The 21,710-nt window shown below is 32.3% G+C and carries 19 protein-coding genes; 8 read left to right on the top strand and 11 right to left on the bottom strand.

The window, feature by feature from the left end; genetic code table 11:
• Positions 1-65: 65 nt before the first annotated feature.
• Entirely contained in the window at positions 66-953 is an 888-nt protein-coding gene (locus B8963_RS07790) for a hypothetical protein (RefSeq protein ID WP_084060954.1), read from the top strand.
• 73 nt (positions 954-1,026) lie between these two features.
• Here B8963_RS07790 and fumC read toward each other — a convergent pair whose 3' ends face one another.
• Complete coding sequence (gene fumC, locus B8963_RS07785; protein WP_084060953.1) at positions 1,027-2,424, bottom strand: class II fumarate hydratase; 1,398 nt, start codon at positions 2,422-2,424, stop codon at positions 1,027-1,029.
• Positions 2,425-2,568: 144 nt separating this feature from the next.
• On the opposite strand from fumC, the gene B8963_RS16020 reads away from it, so the two are divergent.
• Complete coding sequence (locus B8963_RS16020) at positions 2,569-2,745, top strand: hypothetical protein (RefSeq protein WP_200810826.1); 177 nt, start codon at positions 2,569-2,571, stop codon at positions 2,743-2,745.
• A gap of 93 nt (positions 2,746-2,838) precedes the next feature.
• Here B8963_RS16020 and B8963_RS07780 read toward each other — a convergent pair whose 3' ends face one another.
• From B8963_RS07780 to B8963_RS07750, 7 genes are all read right to left on the bottom strand, one after another.
• Positions 2,839-5,316 (bottom strand): TonB-dependent receptor, encoded by a 2,478-nt coding sequence (locus B8963_RS07780; RefSeq protein WP_084060952.1) that lies wholly within the window; start codon positions 5,314-5,316, stop codon positions 2,839-2,841.
• Between the two features lie 12 nt (positions 5,317-5,328).
• Entirely contained in the window at positions 5,329-5,787 is a 459-nt protein-coding gene (locus B8963_RS07775; protein WP_084060951.1) for a hypothetical protein, read from the bottom strand.
• Between the two features lie 103 nt (positions 5,788-5,890).
• Positions 5,891-6,235 carry an arsenate reductase (glutaredoxin) gene (gene arsC, locus B8963_RS07770; protein WP_084060950.1) on the bottom strand — a complete coding sequence of 115 codons (345 nt, stop codon included), beginning with the start codon at positions 6,233-6,235 and terminating at the stop codon, positions 5,891-5,893.
• A 105-nt stretch (positions 6,236-6,340) separates the two neighbouring features.
• Positions 6,341-7,442, bottom strand: a protein-coding gene (prfB, locus tag B8963_RS07765) for a peptide chain release factor 2 (RefSeq protein ID WP_234989630.1) whose coding sequence is annotated in 2 segments (ribosomal slippage) — positions 6,341-7,375 and positions 7,377-7,442 — 1,101 coding nt in all. Because the reading frame shifts where the segments join, the coding sequence is not laid out codon by codon here.
• Between the two features lie 71 nt (positions 7,443-7,513).
• The gene (locus tag B8963_RS07760; RefSeq protein ID WP_084060948.1) at positions 7,514-8,368 is read right to left on the bottom strand and encodes a transglutaminase-like domain-containing protein; all 855 of its coding nucleotides are present in this window, start codon (positions 8,366-8,368) and stop codon (positions 7,514-7,516) included.
• 42 nt (positions 8,369-8,410) lie between these two features.
• A complete protein-coding gene (locus B8963_RS07755) occupies positions 8,411-9,358 on the bottom strand; it encodes an alpha-E domain-containing protein (RefSeq protein ID WP_084060947.1) in 948 nt (315 codons plus the stop codon).
• Positions 9,359-9,361: 3 nt separating this feature from the next.
• Entirely contained in the window at positions 9,362-10,828 is a 1,467-nt protein-coding gene (locus B8963_RS07750; RefSeq protein WP_084060946.1) for a circularly permuted type 2 ATP-grasp protein, read from the bottom strand.
• 197 nt (positions 10,829-11,025) lie between these two features.
• Between B8963_RS07750 and B8963_RS07745 the strand changes: the two genes are divergently transcribed.
• Together B8963_RS07745 and B8963_RS07740 are read left to right on the top strand one after the other, a co-directional pair.
• Complete coding sequence (locus B8963_RS07745) at positions 11,026-13,425, top strand: zinc-dependent metalloprotease (RefSeq protein ID WP_084060945.1); 2,400 nt, start codon at positions 11,026-11,028, stop codon at positions 13,423-13,425.
• Between the two features lie 52 nt (positions 13,426-13,477).
• Positions 13,478-14,500: a threonine aldolase family protein gene (locus tag B8963_RS07740; protein ID WP_084060944.1), complete on the top strand. Its 1,023-nt coding sequence runs from the start codon at positions 13,478-13,480 to the stop codon at positions 14,498-14,500.
• 1 nt (position 14,501) lies between these two features.
• On the opposite strand, the gene B8963_RS07735 is transcribed toward B8963_RS07740, so the two are convergent.
• Complete coding sequence (locus B8963_RS07735; protein WP_084060943.1) at positions 14,502-14,816, bottom strand: YegP family protein; 315 nt, start codon at positions 14,814-14,816, stop codon at positions 14,502-14,504.
• Between the two features lie 216 nt (positions 14,817-15,032).
• Between B8963_RS07735 and B8963_RS07730 the strand changes: the two genes are divergently transcribed.
• Complete coding sequence (locus tag B8963_RS07730; RefSeq protein WP_084061291.1) at positions 15,033-16,133, top strand: OmpA family protein; 1,101 nt, start codon at positions 15,033-15,035, stop codon at positions 16,131-16,133.
• 57 nt (positions 16,134-16,190) lie between these two features.
• Here B8963_RS07730 and B8963_RS07725 read toward each other — a convergent pair whose 3' ends face one another.
• Together B8963_RS07725 and B8963_RS07720 are read right to left on the bottom strand one after the other, a co-directional pair.
• Complete coding sequence (locus B8963_RS07725; RefSeq protein WP_084060942.1) at positions 16,191-16,646, bottom strand: thioredoxin family protein; 456 nt, start codon at positions 16,644-16,646, stop codon at positions 16,191-16,193.
• A 14-nt stretch (positions 16,647-16,660) separates the two neighbouring features.
• Positions 16,661-16,987, bottom strand: a complete 327-nt coding sequence (locus tag B8963_RS07720; RefSeq protein WP_084060941.1) for a YbaB/EbfC family nucleoid-associated protein — start codon at positions 16,985-16,987, stop codon at positions 16,661-16,663.
• Positions 16,988-17,127: 140 nt separating this feature from the next.
• Between B8963_RS07720 and B8963_RS07715 the strand changes: the two genes are divergently transcribed.
• The 3 genes from B8963_RS07715 to B8963_RS07705 all read left to right on the top strand — a co-directional run bounded on the left by B8963_RS07715 (position 17,128) and on the right by B8963_RS07705 (position 21,690).
• Positions 17,128-19,185: a S9 family peptidase gene (locus B8963_RS07715; RefSeq protein WP_084060940.1), complete on the top strand. Its 2,058-nt coding sequence runs from the start codon at positions 17,128-17,130 to the stop codon at positions 19,183-19,185.
• An 86-nt stretch (positions 19,186-19,271) separates the two neighbouring features.
• The gene (locus tag B8963_RS07710; protein ID WP_084060939.1) at positions 19,272-20,312 is read left to right on the top strand and encodes a cysteate synthase; all 1,041 of its coding nucleotides are present in this window, start codon (positions 19,272-19,274) and stop codon (positions 20,310-20,312) included.
• Positions 20,313-20,430: 118 nt separating this feature from the next.
• The gene (locus B8963_RS07705) at positions 20,431-21,690 is read left to right on the top strand and encodes a cysteate-C-fatty acyltransferase (RefSeq protein WP_084060937.1); all 1,260 of its coding nucleotides are present in this window, start codon (positions 20,431-20,433) and stop codon (positions 21,688-21,690) included.
• The last annotated feature ends 20 nt before the right edge of the window (positions 21,691-21,710 follow it).

Genomic DNA, 21,710 nt, shown 5'->3' with positions numbered 1-21,710 from the left:
TATATCTGATACAAACAAACAACTTCTTTAGAAGTAAACTAAAAAGAACATTTAATTTTTTAATTATGGCAGAAACTAAAAGTAATAATGGATTAAAAGTATTAGCAGGTTTACTGCTTTTATTATTAGTGGGTACGGTGATATACACCTTTAGTCTTTACAAAGACAAACAAGATACTACGGCAAAACTTAACAAGGAGAAGGAATTAGTAGTAGAGGATTTAACTAGCTTAAGATCAGAATATGACAAAGCTATATTAGAAAGTAATGCAACTAATGAAGAATTAGTAAGTGCAAGAGATAATATTGCAAAATACATTGATTCTGTTAGAACAATGAAATTAGATATTGCAGCTTTAGGTAAATACAGAAGACAAGTAAGTATTTTAACTAAAGAAAGAGAGCAATTAATAAGAAAGGTTGATTCTTTAACAAGATCTAATAGCAGATTAGTAATGCAAAGAGATAGTACATTTGTTGAGTTAGAAAGACAAACTGTATTTAATGATTCTTTAGTAGTTCAAAATACGCAATTGGCTGATGTTGTAGAAAGAGGTTCTGCATTGAACATTTCAAAACTTTCTGTTGATGCCGTAAAAGAACGTAATAGTGGTAAAATGGTATCTACTCAAAGAGCTGCAGCTACTGATAAATTTAAAGTTTGCTTTACTTTAACAAACAATGCAATTGCGAAAGCTGGTGATAAAGAATTTTATATTGAAGTTCTAGATCCTCAAGGTAATGTTTTAGGTGAAAGCTATTCTAAAAAAGCGGAATCAGGAGCTAACGTAACGTACAGTAAGTCTACTGCTTTTTACTATGAAAATAAAGTATTAGATGTATGTGATTATATTAATAAACCAGCTGGAGATTTCCAAAAAGGAAATTACATGGTGAATGTTTATGATAATAAGCTTAAATTATTAGGAACTAGCAAGTTCGCTTTAAAATAATTAGCACTATCCATTAGCAAAAAAGGGGCAAATCTTGAAAAAGATTGCCCCATTTTTTTTGTCTTAAAATATGTTATTTTAAACTTCCAACCATTTCTTCTGGTTTAACCCAGTTATCATAATCATCAGCGGTAACGTAGCCTAAGTTTACGGCTTCTTCTTTTAATGTGGTACCGTTTTTATGTGCCGTATTTGCAATTTCAGCGGCCTTATAGTATCCAATTTTAGTATTAAGGGCTGTAACTAGCATTAATGAATTGTTCAATAATTGCTTTATTACATTATGATTTGGTTCTATTCCAATCGCACAATTTTCTTCGAAACTAACACATGCATCACCTAATAATTCTGCAGATTGTAAAATATTTGCAGCCATCATAGGTTTAAAAACGTTTAGCTCATAATGACCTTGAGTACCACCAACACTAATAGCTACATCATTACCCATAACTTGAGCACAAACCATAGTTAAAGCTTCGCACTGTGTTGGATTTACTTTACCAGGCATTATAGAACTACCAGGTTCATTCGCAGGTATTATTATTTCGCCAATTCCTGAACGAGGACCTGAAGCCATCATTCTAATATCATTAGCAATTTTATTAAGCGCCACAGCAAGTTGTTTCAAAGCACCATGACTTTCTACAATAGCATCATGAGCAGCCAAGGCCTCAAATTTGTTTTCAGCCGTAATAAAAGGTAATCCTGTAAATTTAGCAATGTATTCAGCAACCAAAACATCATATCCTTCAGGGGTATTTAAACCTGTGCCAACAGCTGTTCCACCTAAGGCAAGTTCTGATAAATGTGGCAGTGTATTTTTTAAAGCTTTTAATCCATGATCTAGTTGAGAAACATAACCAGAAAATTCTTGTCCTAAAGTTAGGGGAGTGGCATCCATTAAATGTGTTCGCCCTATTTTAACGACATTTTTAAATTCTAGTGCCTTTGCATGTAAAGTGTCTCGTAATTTGGTTACACCAGGAATAGTTACTTCTACTATTTTTTTATAAGCTGCAATATGCATTCCAGTAGGAAATGTATCATTCGACGACTGTGATTTATTTACATCGTCATTAGGTTGGATTACTTTTTCTCCTTCCCCAATAACTTTTCCAGCAATTTCTTGAGCTCTATTGGCAATTACTTCATTAACATTCATGTTACTTTGTGTACCAGAACCTGTTTGCCATATTACCAGTGGAAATTGGTCATCATGTTTACCTTGTAAAATTTCATCACAAACGGCGGCAATAAGATCTCTTTTTTCTTTTGAAAGAACGCCAAGTTCTTCATTAGTATATGCTGCTGCTTTTTTTAAATAAGCGAAACCATATACAATATCTAAAGGCATTGAGGCAGATGGCCCAATTTTAAAGTTATTGCGAGAGCGCTCTGTTTGTGCTCCCCAATATTTATCCGATGGGACCTCAACTTTACCCATGGTATCTTTTTCTATTCTATAACTCATTTGAATTTTATTTATGGATACTACAAATATATCGTATTGTAATTTTTTTATTCAATGTCTGCATTTTTTTTATAATTTTTTTTAGTATTCGTTTGTAGTATTCATCATTTTCAAAGTATCTTTGCCATATTAAAAAATACTATCATGTTTGAATTTGACCAATACTTAGGTTTTATAGCTTTTTTAACCATATTAACAATTGGTTTCTGGCTAATGATTTTTTTATTAACTTTTGTAATCCCTTATTGGTTAGGTGGTTCTTTATTAGAATTTCTTAAAGAAAAGCGTGACGCTAAAAAAGCGAAGCTAAACGAGGAATAATTATTTGCAGTGTATTAAAGTTTACACTGTTTTATCTTATAAATAAAAAAGAAGCCTATTGGCTTCTTTTTTATTTGCTGTAATTTATCTATTCTAAAATTCTCCTTGACCATCATCATCATTTTGTTGCTGTGGTTGTCTCTGTTTAGTTTTACCTTTTGGTTGGTTAAATCTATAAACAAAACCTAAGGTAAACTGTCTTACTCTCCATTGAAACTCACTGTCTGACGTAAAGAATGCAGTTTCAGTATACGATCTTCTTTTTGCTGAATTAAAAAGATCACTTACGTTAAAAGTTATAGTTCCTTTGTCACTAAATACATCTTTACTAAATGCCATACTGGTAAAAGCAATTCCTTTATTTTTTGTTTGAGAATTTTCACTTGGTCCTCTATAAAAGAAATTAGTTTGCCAATCTATTTTAGAAGGTAATGTTATTTTAGAACTAAAACGTGAGAACCAACTTGTGTTTTTTGCACCATAATCAACATTGTTAAAAATTCCGTCAGTTTCAAATTGGAAGAAGTTGAAACTACCATTTAATCGCAACCATTTTGTTGGATTATACAAAACTCCAGCCTCGGCTCCAATACGTTCATTTGTAGAAAGGTTAATAGGTATTGATCTAATAATGCTAATACCATCAGAGGTGGTTTGTCCCGTTTCTTCTTGTACACGTTCAAAAGAATTCGTTTCTTTTTGATAGTAAATAGATGAAGTTAAAGTTAATTTTTCCCATCTTTTTAGATAACCTAAATCGTATGCATTGGCATAAGCAGGATCTAAGTCCGGATTTCCTTGAAATACGTTGGTTCTACTTGATCTTGATGGAAAAGGATTAATGAAACGTCCTCTAGGTCTGTTTATTCTTCTATTATAGCCTAAAGTGATGCTTTCCATTTCATTCAATTCAAAAGTCATATTGAAAGTGGGGAATAAGCCTAAATAATTTTTATCAAAATTTAAATCTACTTCCGAACCAAGTATTTCTTGCAAAGCTTCGATGTCATATTCAGATTCTACTTTACCTTTTAATTGCGTATTTTCTAATCGCAAACCTAATAGAAATGAGAATTTCCCGAATTTATTTCCATATTGGGAATAAAAAGCATTCACATTTTCATCGTATGTAAACTTATTGGTTAAATCTAAATTTGTTTCAAATTGTCCTGAATTCTGATTTAAAGTATCTAGTTGATAGTCAGTTATAGTTTGTTCAAAATTACCTCTATATCCAGCCTCAAATTGTGCATCACCCATTGGTAAAACATAATCAGCTTGAAATAAATATTCATTCTGAATTTCGTTTTGATAAATATTTTCTCTTGCTAATAAATCATTATTTGGTACTGTATTATTTTCATTAATACGAGTTAACAAGTCTTCGGTATTTTTAGAATATTGAAAATCACTAGTTAGTTTATGACCATTATCATTAAAGTTATTAATATAGTTTAATGATACTTGAACACTGTTGTCATCTTGTTTTTCATCTTCCTTTCTAAAGGTTTGGTTTGTCAAGATGTTATCAATAAATCGTTTACTATCATTATCGGTAATATCGGACTCGTCAGAAATACGGCCAAAAACACTTGCCGTTATTGAAGATTTATCAGTAATAAAGTATTCAATTCCTAAATTACCATTATAACCTTTATCTAATCTATTAATATCTCTATCTTCGATAATTCTATCATAAGTACCATTCACATAGGTGTTATCAAATAAGCCATTTCCTGGTGCTTCTCGATAAGAGTAACCTAGCGTATTAAAGATATTAAATTTGTCTGTTCTTAAATTTAGATTGCTATTAATTTGACTTGAAGTTGGATATCCAATAGTTGTATTAATGGAGCCATTAAACCCTAAAGTTTTTTCCTTTTTTAAAATTATATTTAAAATTCCAGCAGTACCTTCTGCATCATATCGTGCTGATGGACTGGTAATAACCTCTACTTTTTCAATAGCATCTGCAGGTAATTGTCTTAAGGCGTCAGTAGAACCAAATCCAGCCAAGGCTGATGGTCTACCATTTATTAAAATACGAACATTTTCATTTCCTCTTAAACTTATTGCTCCATCAACATCGACAGTTACTGATGGTACATTATTTAAAGCATCACTAATATTTGCTCCGCTGTTGGTTAAATCTTTTCCAATATTATATACTTTTTTATCGAGTCTAATTTCAACGGTAGTTTTTTCACCAACTACTTCAACCCCCTCTAATTCAGCAACATCTGGAGCTAATTTTGTAATGCCTAAATCTATTGATTTTGTTAAATTTTGATTTGGGAGCTTATAGGTTTTATAACCAATATATTCAATACTAACATTATATTTTCCTGGCTGGGCTTCTACTTCATATTTTCCATTAGCATCTGTAATGCCTCCAGAGATTTTACTTGGATTATCTATGCTTTGTAAAACTAAAGTTGCATATTCTAAGGGTTGGTTTGTGTCTTGTTCTAAAACTGTTCCCGTAATTTTAATTGGATTTACTTCTTGTGGTCGTTGTGCGTAAATGGTAAATGTTGAAAATAATAGAATAATAGGCAGTAGTTTTCTCATAGCTTGTTTTAGTTAATCTTTGTTTTTCTTCTTCTTTTTCTTTTTACTTTTAAATCTATCTTTTTGAAGTTGAGCGAAAGCCTCATATTTTTCTTCGGGCAAACTTGCTTTTAATTCTTCTTCTTGATCCTTTACAATGTTTTCCATTGCTGCTCTAGTTTTTTCAGGATCAAGCTTTAAAATTTGTAACTCTATACGTTTTTGAACATATTTTGTCAATATAGTTCTAACGATAGCCTCTTCAAAAGGGTTTAAACCAACTACTTCAGTAATATTCGGCATTTCGTTATCCACAATTTGTTCCGCTGTTAAGGCTTTTGGTTCTTCTTGTGGTGATGGCGTTTGCGGCATGGTATTTCGTTGTCTACCACCGTACCCATTACCATAACCATTGCCGTATTGGGCTTGGATATCTGTAAATGCTGAAAAAATAACTACTATTGCTATTATATATTTTACTTTAGTTTTCATGGTTTATAATGTTATTGGATATTAAAACTAACTTAAGGTTTAAACACACTTGGTTAAATGTTTGTTAAAATGATTTTAAACACTTAACCCTTTATTTTATGCTTTATGAAATTATAGAATGAATGGAAGAAGTAGGTCTGCCAATTACAGCTTTATTATTTGCAATTACTATAGGTCTTTCAATAAGTTTTGGATGGGCGAGTAGTGCATCGATAACCTGCTCTTCTGATAAAGTTTTGCCTTTGAAATTGTCTTTCCAAATAGCCTCATTTTTGCGAACCAAATCTATAGCAGGTATTTCTAATAAACCCAAAATAGCTTTAAGTTCTGATTTAGTAGGAATCTTTTCCAAATATTTTACCACTTCAAAATCTTTTCCTGATTCTTCTAAAATTTGCAATCCTTCTCTTGATTTTCCACACCTTGGATTATGGTATATTTTTATCATCTTAATAGTTATATTATTGAATTTTGATCTTATTCTTTATCTTAATAAAGTATTCAAAGACCATGCCTATCATTTTATTGTTGTAATGTATTACAAATTTTTATGCTATTCTTCTTCTTTTTGCCCCATCATCATTAGATAAGATTTTAAGAATTTATCTATTTCACCGTCCATTACAGCATCAACATTCCCCGTTTCAGTACCGGTTCTTACATCTTTAACCAATTTATAAGGATGCATTACATAATTACGAATTTGAGATCCCCATTCAATCTTCATTTTAGAGGATTCAATTTCTTGACGAGCTTCAAATTTTTTACGCAATTCTATTTCATACAATTGCGATTTTAACATCTTTAATGCTGTTGCTCTATTGTCGTGTTGCGATCTTGAGTCGGAACATGAAATTTGTATTCCGGTGGGTTTATGTGTAAGTTGTACTTTGGTTTCTACCTTATTTACATTTTGTCCTCCAGCACCACTGGATCTAGCAGTGGTAATTTCTACATCTGCTGGATTAATTTCTATCTCAATACTATCATCAACCAATGGATATACATATACTGATGCAAATGAGGTATGACGCTTTGCGTTACTATCAAATGGGGAAATACGTACCAAACGGTGTACACCATTTTCACCCTTTAACCAACCAAAGGCAAACTCGCCATCAATTTCAATTGTAACGGTTTTGATACCGGCAACATCGCCTTCTTGATAATTTAATTCTTTTACCTTATAGCCATTTTTCTCGCACCACATCATATACATCCGCATGAGCATTGATGCCCAGTCGCAACTTTCAGTGCCGCCAGCTCCTGCGGTTATTTGTAAAATAGCAGGTAATTCATCACCTTCTTCAGATAACATGTTTTTAAACTCTAGGTTTTCTATGCTATCTAAAGTTTTAATATAATGCTTTTCTATTTCAGATTCGGAGACACCGCCTTCTTTCTGAAACTCAAGTAGAACTTCAAGATCATTCACCAAGTTTTCGGCAGCATGATAATCATCAACCCATTTCTTTTTAGATTGAATAAATTTCATGTGCTCCTGTGCCTTTTGCGCATTATCCCAAAAGTCTGGAGCTAGGGTTTTTTCTTGTTCGTTTTCTATTTCGATAAGTTTGGCATCAACGTCAAAGATACCTCCTTAACGCACCAAGGCGATCTAAAAGACTTTTATATAAGTCTGTAGTAATTGTCATTTTGCACTAATTTAATAGCAAAAATAAGCTTCTTTTTACTTGAAATCTTAACCTAGGTGAAAAAAGTTTATTTACTGTTGTTGGCTAATAACTTGTACAGAATATTGTGTTTCATTTTGACCTTCGCTGTATACAATTCCTTTTAATGGCGCACAATCTTGATAGTCTTTTCCATGGCAAACTTTGATGTGGTCTGCAGCTACCAAAATATTGTTGGTTGGATCAAAACCCACCCATCCTACATTTGGAATATAGGTTTCAACCCAGGCATGCATTTGTGAATCACCAAAATATCCATTGCCTTGGTGTAAGTAACCAGAAACGTACCTCGCAGGTATTTGATATGCACGTGCAATTGCACAAAATAAATGTGCGAAATCTTGACACACGCCATGTCTTTTAGTTATAATATCTTCTAGTATGGTATGCACATTGGTCACATCTACTTTAAAATAAATATGATTGTAGGTCCACTGGTTTAAATTTGTAAGATTTTCAAATATTGATTTACTATAGTCTAACTGAAATAAACCATTTGTACCATCGGGTAATGTTGTAAAGGGTGTATTTTTTAGATATTGTTCAAAATCAACTTTAAAATTTAGGGAGTCAAGTTCTTGATAATCTAGCTTCGAGTTATCGGATAGATTAAATTTAAATGGATTTATTTCTTTTTTCACAACTTTAAACTCAGCCGTAAAAGTAATTTCTTGAAACGCTTTTCTAGGGTTTACTCGTATAGTATTAAAACCATAGCCATTAATTGAGAACTCATTTATCGCAGCAAGGGAGTTACTAAAATTCGTGGTTACAAAATCTTGTGTTTCGTTAGTTTCAGGAATAATTAAAAACTGCCAATGGGCACTATGCACAATATTTTCATACGTATTTTTAGTACTATAAGTAATAGTATATTCTAGTGACATATTAAGGTAAAATTGCGGCTAAGTTACAGTATTAGAACCGGTTTAATAATTAAAAAATTCATTTTCCATTTTAAGGCTAATTTCGGATAAGTTTTGTAATATATTTTCAATAAATGTTTGAATATTACATTCGATTTCTTCTATGTGTTTAAATTGTATTTCCGAGCGAACTTTACCAATTAGAAAGGCCGTAGAATTTTTATTATAATTTGTTGTGGAATCTAAGACTTTAATATGACGATACACCTGATTTAAGCTATTCATTATAGAACGCGGGCAATTAGGATTAAGAATTAAAAATTCAAGAGTAGATACACTTGTTGGTGTTTTTTTATAATATCTTCTCATCATATCATAAGATTCGGCACATTTCAATAAAGTAGTCCATTCAAAACTTTTACTAAACTTATCACCATAACTCCCTTGAGAGTTTAGTGCATCGTTATATTTTGCATTGATGATTCTAATTATTTGTGTGGCACGCTCCATGTTTATCCCTAACATAATAATAGCATATACAGGATCATGGAGTAGGGTGCCTCGAATTTTACCTCTCAAAATATCCGTCATTTCAGTAATATTCAATGTAAAGTCGTGTAACCCATTTTTCACGAAAACCGTGGAATCATAGTTTAATATGAAATGATAGAATTTGTTAATGGCTTCGTATAACTCTGTTGATATTAAATCTCTAGCGCTGTTTGCGTTTTCACGTGCTAATTTTACATTATTTATTATAGAATATGGGGTATTGTGATCCACGCCAATTTTATATAATACATTTTCTTCCAATAATATTTTATCATCATCTAATTCAGGATCTCCAACCATAAAGCACATGGAACGCAATACAAACTGCCTTGATTGAGATAATTGATTTGGAGCATCTAAGGAAGAAAAATAGTTCACATTTAAATAACGTGCAATATGTTCTGAACGCTCGATATAACGACCCATCCAGAATAAGTTATTAGCGACTCTTGCAAGCATATTTTATTTGTTTTTTAGAACCCAAGTATCCTTGGATCCACCCCCTTGGGATGAGTTTACAATTAGATTTCCTTTTTTTAACGCTACTCGTGTAAGACCACCTTTTAACACAAATTCTTTATCCTTTCCGAGTACTGTAAATGTTCTTAAATCTACATGTCGTTGCTCAAATTCTTCAGTTTCATCTATGTATGTCGGATGAACAGATAAGGACATTATAGGTTGTGCTACATATTTTCTTGGACTTGCTTTTATTTGAGCCTTAACAAGTTCAATCTCAGATTTTGTTAATCTATTTCCAATAGATATTCCATAACCGCCAGCTTCATCAACTGGTTTAATAACTAATTCGTGTATATGCTCTAAAACATATTTTAATTCATCTGGTCTGGAGCAATGATAGGTATGTACGTTGTTTAAGATGGGTTCTTCGCCTAAATAGTATTTTATTATTTGTGGCATATAGGTATAAACTGCTTTGTCATCTGCAACACCAGTTCCGGGAGCATTTGCTAAAGTAACATTGCCTTTTTTATATGCTGCAAATAAACCAGGAACGCCTATAGCAGAATCAGACTTAAACTCTAATGGATCTAAAAACTGATCATCTATTCTCCGATATATAATATCAACTTTTTCAGGCCCCTTTATAGTTTTCATATATACAAAGTCGTTCTCCACAAAAAGATCTCTTCCTTCCACAAGTTCAACGCCCATTGTTTTAGCTAGGTATGAATGTTCATAAAAAGCAGAATTGTACATACCTGGGGTGATGACTACACAGTTTGGAATATCTACTCCCTTTGGCTTTACACTTTCTAAAAGATCCAATAAATTTTCGGCATAATTTGTTACGGAGTACGTTTGGTAATGATTAAAAACGCCAAAGAGTGCACGTTTTAAAGCTGTTCTATTACAAATTACATAACTCACTCCTGAAGGACAGCGAATATTATCTTCTAATACATAGTATTTACCATCTTTATGTTTAATAACGTCAATACCAGAAATATGATTATAAATTCCACCAGGTGGATCAATTCCATTCATTTGATCAAGATAATTGACAGAAGAACTTATCAAATCCATAGGTACAATTCCGTCACGAATAATATTCTTATCATGATATATATCCCATAGAAAAAGGTTTAGAGCTTTACTGCGCTGTATGGATCCTTTCTCTATAACTTCCCATTCCTCAGGATCAATTATTCTAGGAAAAAGATCAAATGGAAAAATTTTCTCTTTTGTTTCTTTATCACCATAAACTTGAAAAGTTATTCCTTGATTAAAAAAAGAGGATTTGGCTTTAGAATTTAATTTCACATAATCTTCAATAGTATGTTCTCCATAAAGATTAAATAATTTCTGATATACTTGTTTTATGGTGCCATCTTCATCAAAAATTTCATCATACAATGCACTATCTCTTTGGTACGCAGAAAATATTTTATTTTCAATATTTGTCATATGAATAGCGTTTCTGTTAAGGTACTGGTTTTCATTAGATTTATTGGTTGTAAATTGATAATAAATACTCTAATTTTTACTATTCAAATAAAAATGAAGACGAAAAATTATCAAAATGCTTAATAAGCAACTTTAAGTTGTTTAAGTCACGTATTTCATTCAATTTGAGTATTTTTAAAAGCTAAAATCTTGATATAATGGCTTATAAAAAATCACCGCTACTCGTATTTCTTTTTTTCTTAACATTTACTATTGCGCAGTTTTCAACGAAAAGTAAAAACTATCAAAAGTTTAATGGTTTTTTTAATTTTTATTACGATAAGGATAATGATAAGTTGTATTTAGAAGTAGACAACCTGAATAAAGAATTTCTTTATGTTTACTCCTTAAGTAGTGGAATTGGGAGTAATGATATAGGATTAGACCGCGGACAATTAGGAAACGAACAAGTAGTTTATTTTAAAAAAGCAGGAAACAAGCTATTATTAGTACAACCAAACCTTAAGTATAGAGCCATTACTGATAATGCCTTAGAGCGTAAATCGGTAGAGCAGGCTTTTGCAAAATCTATTCTTTTTGGATTTAAAATTGAAGAGGAGAAAAATGGCACCTATATTATTGATATAAGCGATTTTTTAATTCAAGATACCCATGGTGTAACAGATAGACTGCAACGCGCACAACAAGGTAGTTACAGTTTAGATAAATCTAAAAGTGCATTTGATTTAGATCGTACCAAGGGTTTTCCTAATAATACAGAATTTGATGTTGTTTTGACTTTTAAGGGAGAGGCAAAAGGAAAAGAAATTAGATCGGTAACTCCGAATGCAGATTTGGTAACCGTTTCGCAACACCATTCATTTATAAAACTTCCAGATCCAAATTATAAATCTAGAAAATTTGACACTAGAAGTGGGTCTTATCCTTTTTCATATTACGATTATTCAACACCTGTTCAAGAAGCCACTTTAAAACAATTTATAACCCGACATCGTTTAGAAAAAAAAGATCCTAAAGCTAAAATTAGTGAGGCCGTAGAACCTATAATTTATTATTTAGATAATGGTACTCCCGAGCCGGTTCGAAGTGCGCTATTGGAAGGTGGTAAATGGTGGAATCAGGCCTTTGAGGCCATTGGTTATAAAGATGCTTTTCAACTAAAAATGCTACCGGATGATGTTGATCCGCTAGATGCCAGGTATAACGTAATACAATGGGTGCATAGATCTACAAGGGGGTGGAGCTATGGTAGTAGTATAACAGATCCACGTACAGGAGAAATTATTAAGGGACACGTAAGTTTAGGCAGTTTACGAATTCGTCAAGATTTTTTAATTGCACAAGCTTTAATGAAACAACCTTTTAAAGATCGAGATGATAATTACCAACCTATGTTAGAACTAGCTTTGGCAAGAATAAGACAATTGTCTGCACATGAAATAGGTCATACTCTTGGTTTTGCACATAATTATATAGCGAGTACAAACAATAGAGCATCGGTAATGGATTATCCACACCCACAATTTTCCATTAAAAGAGGAGAGATAGATTTTTCTAATGCCTACGCTCAAGGTATAGGTGATTGGGATAAAGTTACTGTTGCTTATTCCTATGCAGATTTTCCTGCGGACAAAAACGAGGAAAAAGAACTAAATACCATTTTAGAAAATGCTTATGATAATAATTTAAGGTATATCACTGATCAAGATGCTCGGCCGGCAGGTGTCGCGAATGCTTCAGCACATTTATGGGATAATGGAACTGATATTACAAAAGAGCTAGAAGATGTTTTGAAAATTCGTGAATTGGCTATAAAAAACTTCTCGATAGATAATATAAAAACAGGGGAATCTTATACGGCACTAGAAGATGTATTTGTTCCTATTTATTTTTTTCATAGATACCAAACGGAAGCTGCTTCAAAAATAATAGGAGGCTTAGATTTTAATTATAAGCTAAAAGGCGATAAACAAGAAGTGGTTAAGATTGTAGATGTAAAAACACAGAAAAGAGCATTAACCACAGTTTTAAACACCTTGAATGCAGAAATAATAGCCATTCCTGAAGAAAAATTAGGCCTATTTCCGCCGAGAGCTTTTGGGTATTCCAGAACTAGAGAATCGTTTAAAGGATATACAGGCATTGCATTTGATGCTATTGCGGCACCTGAAACGGCCGCGGATATGACTTTGGAATTTTTGTTGCATCCAGAGAGAGCATCTCGTCTTATTGAGCAGAAAAGTTTAGATGATAAAAACTTAGGCTTAATAGAATTGATTGATGCATTACTTTCCAATACCATTTACAAGAGCCATAAAAATAGTTACTTAACTGAAGTCCAAAATGCTATAAATTATCGCGTTATTTATTATTTGATGAATTTGGCAAGAAATGAAAAAGTTCACGGACAAGTAAATGCAATAGCAAATTATAAATTGAACGAGTTAAAGTTAAAATTACTTCCTAAAAACGATATATTCTCATTTGAAGTTGTGAAAAGAATAAATGAATTTCAAGAGCATCCAGAAAATTTTAAGCTAATTCCAGTAGCAACAATTCCTGATGGTTCCCCAATCGGTATGGATTGTTTTGATTAATTTTAAACCTACTTTATAATAAATAGATACCATTAGAATTTTAGCTTAACCTATGAAGATAAATTTAATTAGTGATACGGTAACCAAACCAACAAAAGGCATGTTAGCCGCAATGTTTAATGCCCAAGTTGGAGATGATGTTTTTAAGGAAGATCCTTCAATAAACGAATTAGAATCAAAAGTTGCAAAACTTTTTAATAAAGAAGCTGCACTATTTTTTCCAAGTGGCACCATGGCGAATCAAGCCGCAATAAAGTTACACACGCAGCCTGGTGAGCAATTAATATGTGATAAATATGCGCATATTTATAATTATGAAGGCGGTGGGGTAAGTTTTAACAGTGGCGTATCTTGTAAATTAATTGATGGTCATAGGGGAATGATGACTGCCGATCAAGTTGAAGCGGCTATTAATCCTCCAGATTTTTATCATAGCCCTTTAACCACACTAGTCAGTATAGAAAATACCACTAATAAAGGTGGTGGTGCTTGTTGGGATTTTGAGGAATTAGTAAAAATTAAAGCAGTTTGTAAAAAACATGGCCTAGCCTACCATTTAGATGGCGCAAGACTATGGAATGCTATGGTAGCTAAAAATGAAAATCCACAGCAATATGGAGATCTCTTCGATACAATTAGTATTTGTTTTAGCAAAGGATTAGGTTGTCCTGTAGGTTCAGTATTAGTAGGTGATAAAGAAACAATTCACCGCGCTTTAAGAGTACGAAAAGTTTTAGGGGGCGGTATGCGACAGGCTGGCTATTTGGCAGCAGCGGCCACATACGCATTAGATTATCATGTTAATAGATTAGCAGAAGATCATAATAAAGCTATAGAAATTGGCAAAGTATTAGAGGGGTTAGCCATTATAAAGAAAGTAGAACCTATAGAAACCAATATTATCATTTTTGAAATAGATGATAGGCTTTTAACGGCAGATCATTTTCTTGAAAAACTACGAAATCATAACGTTTATATAATTGGAATGGGACAAGGTAAACTTCGTATAGTTACACATTTAGATTATACCGATGAGATGCATCACGAATTCATAAAAATTCTTAAAAGTTTATAAGTTAAGTGTTGGTATTTAGCCCAGATAATTTTTTTAAATTTTTAATACCATTTTCCATGCCTGCTTCGGAGTTATAGCATTCCGATGTTCCTATTATGGTACCATTGTCATCTTTTAATGTAAATAAGAATTCACCTATGTGATTTGTTTTTCGTTCTAATGAAGTGGGAGTTTTTATTAAACTTTCTAATTTTGATACCACATTATCCAAATCAGTTTTTGTTGTAAAGGTTATACTTTTTAGAATAGTATGGCCTTTTTCACTTTCTAAACGGAATGAAAAACAATCTTCTTTATCCTGTTTTATTTTTATCATATGCTAATATTCTTATTCTATTGATTAAATATAATCATTTAAAAGCAATTTAAAATTGTAAGAAAATACAACTGAAATTATTTAAATATGTATTTCATCGATGTTTTGTGTGTTTCACCGATAATTAAATTTTAGATTTTTTTAACAAATAGAATGGTTCCTGAGAAAGATAAATTCGCAGTACTAAATATTAACATAACAAAAAAAACTTTAAAAATGAGAAAAATTGTATTCTTACTTTCAGTCTTTACCGCGTCTTTTGCCTTTGCACAAGACTTACCTTCAAATCCTGAACCAGGTAAATGCTATGTTCGTTGTACTACCCCAGATGTTTACGTGAACGAAACTGTAACTATCACCACGAAACCTGCATACTCTGTTTTAAAGACAGTTCCTGCAACTTTTAAAACAATTACAGAAAGAGTAGAAATTAAAGCTGCCGGTAAAAAATTAACTGTAATTCCTGAAAAATGGGGAACAGAAACAGTTACTTATGTATCTAAAGAAGGAGGAAACACTTTAAGTATTTCACCAGCTTCATTTACAACAGGTTCAGAAACTATAGAAATTAAACCAGCATATGCACAATGGGAACTGGGTGCGGCTGCTCCAGATTGTTCTTCAGGTAACCCTGATGATTGTAGATACTGGTGTTATAAAGGGTATCCTGCAGAATTCACTACAGTATCGACTACATTATTATCTACTCCTGCTTCAGTTAGTAAAACACCAATTGGTTCAAGAGAAGGTTCGTATACTAAAAGAGTTCTTTTAGAGCCTGCAAGAGTGGTAGAAGAAATTATCCCTGCGGAATATAAAGAAATTACAAAAACAGTTTTGGATAAAGATGCTTACACTGTTGAAGAAACTATACCTGTGGTAACAAAAACAATCTCTAAAGAGGTCTTAAAAGAAAAAGGTGGTTTAACTAGTTGGAAAGAAGTAGAATGTTCTTTAGTAGAATACCAAGCTTTACCAATTAACTGGAACTTAGGTAGTGCAACTTTAACATCAGAAGCTAAAAGTATTATTGATAACAGATTAATGCCTGTTTTAGCTCAAAACCCAGGTGTGAAAGTTGAATTAGCATCACATACTGATGTAAGAGGTAATGCTTCTTCTAACCAAGATTTATCTGAAAGAAGAGCAAAAGCGGTAGCTGATTATTTAATTACTAAAGGAGTTAATCCTAGCTTATTAGTAGCAAATGGTTACGGTGAAACTAAAATTAAAAATAGATGTGCAGAAGGTGTAACTTGTACTGAAAGAGAGCATTCTGTAAATAGAAGAACTGAGTTTAGATTGATAAACAACTAAGCTTGAGTTAGAGAGTTGGTCAAAAGCCCTTTGAATTTCAAAGGGCTTTTTTATATCTTATTTTTTATACTTTTCTAAAAATTTAGTGTGATATTTTATTTCTCCATTCATGCTATAACCAGACATTTCGCCTAGTTCATTACCTTCTTTATTCACAACCTTAAGCATTGGAACACTTCCCCGCTTATTATATTTAGCAGCCAACTCTTTGTTACTTTTTAATTGATCAGCCGTTAGTAGATCTTTATTTCTTGGAATATCGATATATAATAAAATGTATTCATTGGCATAAACATCAAAAGCAGTGGTTTCAAGAAAGTCTCTTTTAAGTGCGATACATGGCGGGCACCAATCACTGCCAGTAAAAAACATAAGTATATTTTTTTTCTCTTTTTTGGCGAGCTTTATGGCCTGATCATAATTTGTTATCCAATCTGTTTTTTCTTTTGTAATTACATCTCCCTGAGCAGATAACAAAATAGGAAACAAAAGAAGTACAATTATTTTTTTCATGGTATTGTGTTTAATTATTTAAATAACGTGTCCATTCCCGGAATATTGGGCATACCTTCTTTTGCAACAGCAGCAAGTTCAACTTCATTTACATTGGTGGCACGTTCTATGGCTTTATTAAGTACAAGTATTAAATAGTCTTCTAATTGTTCTTTATCTTGTAACAAACTTTCATCAATGGTTATTTCCTTAATAACTCTATTGGCGGTAAGTGTTACTTTTAATTTACTATCAGATGATTGTTCATCAATCAAAACCGTATTTAAACGTTCTTTTGTAGCCTTAATTTTTTCTTGGGTATCTTTTAATTTACCCATCATACCCATTATATCTCCAAACATAATTTATTTGTTTTATTTAAGCATCAAAAATAATAAATGTCACGGTAATACTTAAATCTTTCAATACAACCTGAAAAAAAGACCAATATATTTCTATTAAGTATTAATTTTGCGCCTTCTTTCTTAATTTACTAAAGTTTATGTCACCGATTAAAATTCCTGTTGCAAAAAAGATGCCGAAAAAATTAGAAATACACGGCGACACTCGAATAGATAATTATTACTGGTTAAATAATAGAGAGGATAAGGAGGTGATTTCGTATTTGAATGAAGAAAAAGCCTATTACGAAGAAATGACCAAGCATACGGTTTCACTTCAAAATAAATTATTTGAAGAAATGAAATCGCGTATAAAAGAAGATGATTCTTCAGTACCCTATAAATTAAATAGTTTTTGGTATTCTACACGTTTTGAAAAAGGGAAAGAATATCCAGTATATTCTAGAAAGGCCAATGAATTAAATGCTGAAGAAGTAGTTTTGTTCGATTGCAATGAAATGGCTAAAGGTTACGACTATTTTAAGCTCGGAGGTGTAGCAATTAGTCCTAATAACAATATGGCGGTTTTTGGTGTTGATGTTGTTTCTAGAAGAGAATATATTCTAAAGATTAAAAATTTAGTCACCAACGAAATTTATGAAGATGCTATTGAAAATACCACAGGTGGTGCTGTTTGGGCTAATGATAATAAAACATTTTTCTATTCTAAAAAAGACCCAATTACGCTGAGGTCAGATAAAATTTACAAGCATATATTAGGAACTTCTACAGAAAATGATGTACTTGTTTATCATGAAGAAGACGAGACTTTTGATTGTTTTATTTACAATACAAAATCTCAAAAATATATTATAATTGGTTCCACTAGTACGTTAACATCGGAATATCGCTTTATAGATTCTGATAAACCTAATAGTGATTTTACAATTTTTGCAGAAAGACAAAGAGGTGTGGAGTACTCTTTAGCGCATTATAAAAACGATTTTTATATTTTAACCAATAAAGATAATGCTACCAATTTTAAAATAATGAGAACTTCAGAGGATAAAACTGAAGCAATTAATTGGATAGATTTTATTCCACATCGTAAAGACGTTCTTTTAGAAGATATAGAAATTTTTAAAGATTATTATGTGCTTTCTGAACGTGAAAATGGTTTAGCTAAAATTAAGATTATTCAATGGAGTTCTAATGAAAGCTACTTTCTACCATTTAACGATGAAACTTACACTGCCTATGTTAGCACTAATCCTGATTTTGACACCGAAGTGCTTCGTTACGGATACAATTCTTTAACTACTCCTAGTTCTATTATCGATTTTAATATGCGTACCAAGGAGAAGGATATTAAAAAAGAACAAGAAGTTTTAGGAGGAAATTTTAAAAAAGAAGATTATACATCTCAAAGAATATGGGCAACAGCGCGGGATGGTGTTAAAGTGCCTATGTCAATGGTTTATCATAAAGACACAAAATTAGATGGCTCAAGTCCTCTCTTGCAATATGCTTATGGCTCTTATGGGCATACATTAGACCCAAATTTTTCTACTGTGCGTTTAAGTTTGTTAGATCGTGGTTTTATTTATGTTATAGCACATGTAAGAGGCAGCGAATATTTAGGTCGTGAATGGTATGAAAATGGTAAACTCCTGCATAAAATGAATACGTTTACAGATTTTATAGATTGCTCTAAACATTTAATTGCTAATAATTTTACAAGCCCTGAGCATTTGTATGCGGAAGGTGGTTCAGCTGGTGGACTTTTAATGGGAGCCATTGCAAATATGGAATCAAACCTATATAATGGTATTATAGCAGCTGTTCCTTTTGTAGATGTAGTTACAACAATGCTAGATGAAACTATTCCTTTAACCACAGGTGAGTATGATGAATGGGGTAATCCAAATGAAAAGGTGTATTATGATTATATGAAATCTTATTCTCCTTATGATAATGTAGCGCCCAAAGATTATCCTAATATGTTAGTTGTTACAGGACTTCATGACTCACAAGTACAATATTGGGAACCAGCTAAGTGGGTTGCTAAATTACGAGATTTAAAAAAAGATACTAATATATTGCTTTTAGATATTAACATGGATGCTGGTCATGGTGGAGCTTCTGGGCGATTTGAATCATTAAAAGAGGTAGCGAAAGAATACGCTTTTTTAATGGATTTAGAAAAGAAAATGAATTAATCGAAAAAAAATAATAAATTTGCATCTTATTGTTGTGATTAATTCAAAAACAATTGCAACAATGTTTTTTAACTTAGATCCAAAGAATGGAAAATAAGATCAACGCTCACAATTCTGTTTTAGAACTAATAGGGAATACTCCATTAGTTAAATTAAATAGAGTAGCAGAGTCATTCACAGGAAACTTTTACGCGAAAGTAGAAGCTTTTAACCCAGGGCATTCTTCAAAAGATAGAATTGCAATCCATATTATAGAAGAGGCTGAACGCCAAGGAATATTAAAACCAGGTAGTACTATAATTGAAACTACTAGTGGTAATACTGGATTTAGTATTGCTATGGTGAGTATTATTAAAGGTTATGAATGTATTCTTGCGGTTAGCTCAAAATCATCAAAAGATAAAATAGACATGTTGCGGTCTATGGGTGCAAAAGTTTATGTTTGTCCTGCTCATGTTGCTGCCGAAGATCCTAGATCTTATTATGAAGTTGCCAAACGTTTACATAAAGAGACAAAAGACAGTATTTATATTAACCAGTATTTTAATAAATTAAATACAGACGCTCACTACAGAACTACAGGTCCGGAGATTTGGAAACAAACAAATGGACAAATAACTCATTTAGTTGCATGTAGTGGTACAGGAGGAACAATTTCAGGTACTGCAGCTTATTTGAAAGAGCAAAACCCGAATGTTAAAATTATTGGGGTAGATGCTTTTGGTTCCGTACTTAAAAAATATCATGAAACTGGTGAGTTCGATGCCAATGAAATTTACCCATACAGAATTGAAGGTTTAGGTAAAAATTTAATTCCCGCTTCAACAAATTTCGATGTTATTGATAAGTTTGTAAAAGTTACAGATGAAGAAAGTGCCCATACGGCTCGTGAAATATCAAGAACTGAAGGCATGTTTGTGGGTTATACTAGTGGTGCTGCTTTGCAAGCAATTAAACAATTAAATGCAGAAGGAGAATTTAATAAAAATAGCAATGTTGTAGTTATTTTCCCTGATCATGGCTCACGATACATGAGTAAAGTTTACAGTGATCAATGGATGACGGATCAAGGATTTTTTGATACAAATTCGGTTGAATCTGTTCAAGAGGTGCAATTTGTAAAATAAGTATAAAATTTAATAATTTAGTAAAGCAATGTTATAATTATAGCATTGCTTTTTTTGTATGTATATTTTTATGAATACAAGTGAAAAATCTTTACTTTTGTTCCAAATTTAATATAGGATGAGAGATTTATTTGAAAGAATAATCGAAAATAAAGGTCCATTAGGAAAATGGGCTTCACAAGCAGAAGGATATTTTGTATTCCCTAAGCTAGAAGGACCTATTTCTAATAGAATGAAATTTCAAGGTAAAGAAGTTTTAACTTGGAGTATAAACGATTATTTAGGACTTGCCAACTTACCTGAAATCAAGAAAGTTGATGGAGAAACGGCAGCAGAATATGGTTCTGCTTACCCAATGGGTGCACGTATGATGAGTGGTCATACTGATTTTCACGAACAATTAGAGCAAGAACTTGCTGCTTTTGTAAATAAGCAATCGGCTTATCTTTTAAATTTTGGTTATCAAGGTATTATGTCTGCAATTGATGCACTTGTAGCTAAAGACGATATTATTGTTTACGATGTAGATTCACACGCTTGTATTATTGATGGTGTACGTTTACATATGGGTAAACGATTTACATTTAAGCATAATGATATTGAGAGTTTAGAGAAAAACCTAGAAAGAGCTACCAAAATGGCTGAACAAACAGGAGGAGGAATTCTTGTTATTTCAGAAGGTGTTTTTGGTATGCGTGGAGAACAAGGTAAATTAAAAGAAATTGTTGCGCTTAAGAAAAAATTTAATTTCAGATTTCTTGTAGATGATGCGCATGGTTTTGGTACCCTTGGTAAAACTGGTGCTGGAGCAGGTGAGGAGCAAGGTATTCAAGATGGAATTGATGTTTATTTTGCAACTTTTGCAAAATCAATGGCAGGTATAGGGGCTTTTTTAGCTGCCGATAAAGAAATTATAGATTATTTAAAATACAACTTACGTTCTCAAATGTTCGCAAAATCATTACCTATGATTTATGTGAAAGGAGCACTTAAACGTTTAGATATGTTGCGTACTATGCCAGAGCTTAAGAATAAACTTTGGGAGAATGTTAATGCATTACAAAACGGCCTTAAAGAAAGAGGTTTTGATATAGGTACCACAACAAGTTGTGTTACGCCTGTTTACTTAAATGGTAGTATTCCTGAGGCTATGGCATTAGTTAAAGATTTACGTGAGAATCATGGAATCTTTTGTTCTATTGTGGTATATCCTGTTATTCCTAAAGGATTAATTTTACTGCGAATGATCCCAACAGCTACACATACCTTAGAAGATGTCAAGATTACATTAGAGGCTTTCTCTGCGATACGTGAACGTTTAGAAAACGGAACCTATAAGAGATTGTCTGCTGCTGTTGCTGCTGCAATGGGAGAATAATTTTAAATTCAAAATATTAA

The organism is Cellulophaga tyrosinoxydans, from assembly GCF_900176415.1.
In the GTDB taxonomy this organism is placed as follows: Bacteria; Bacteroidota; Bacteroidia; order Flavobacteriales; family Flavobacteriaceae; genus Cellulophaga; species Cellulophaga tyrosinoxydans.
This window is presented reverse-complemented; position numbering and strand designations above follow the sequence as displayed.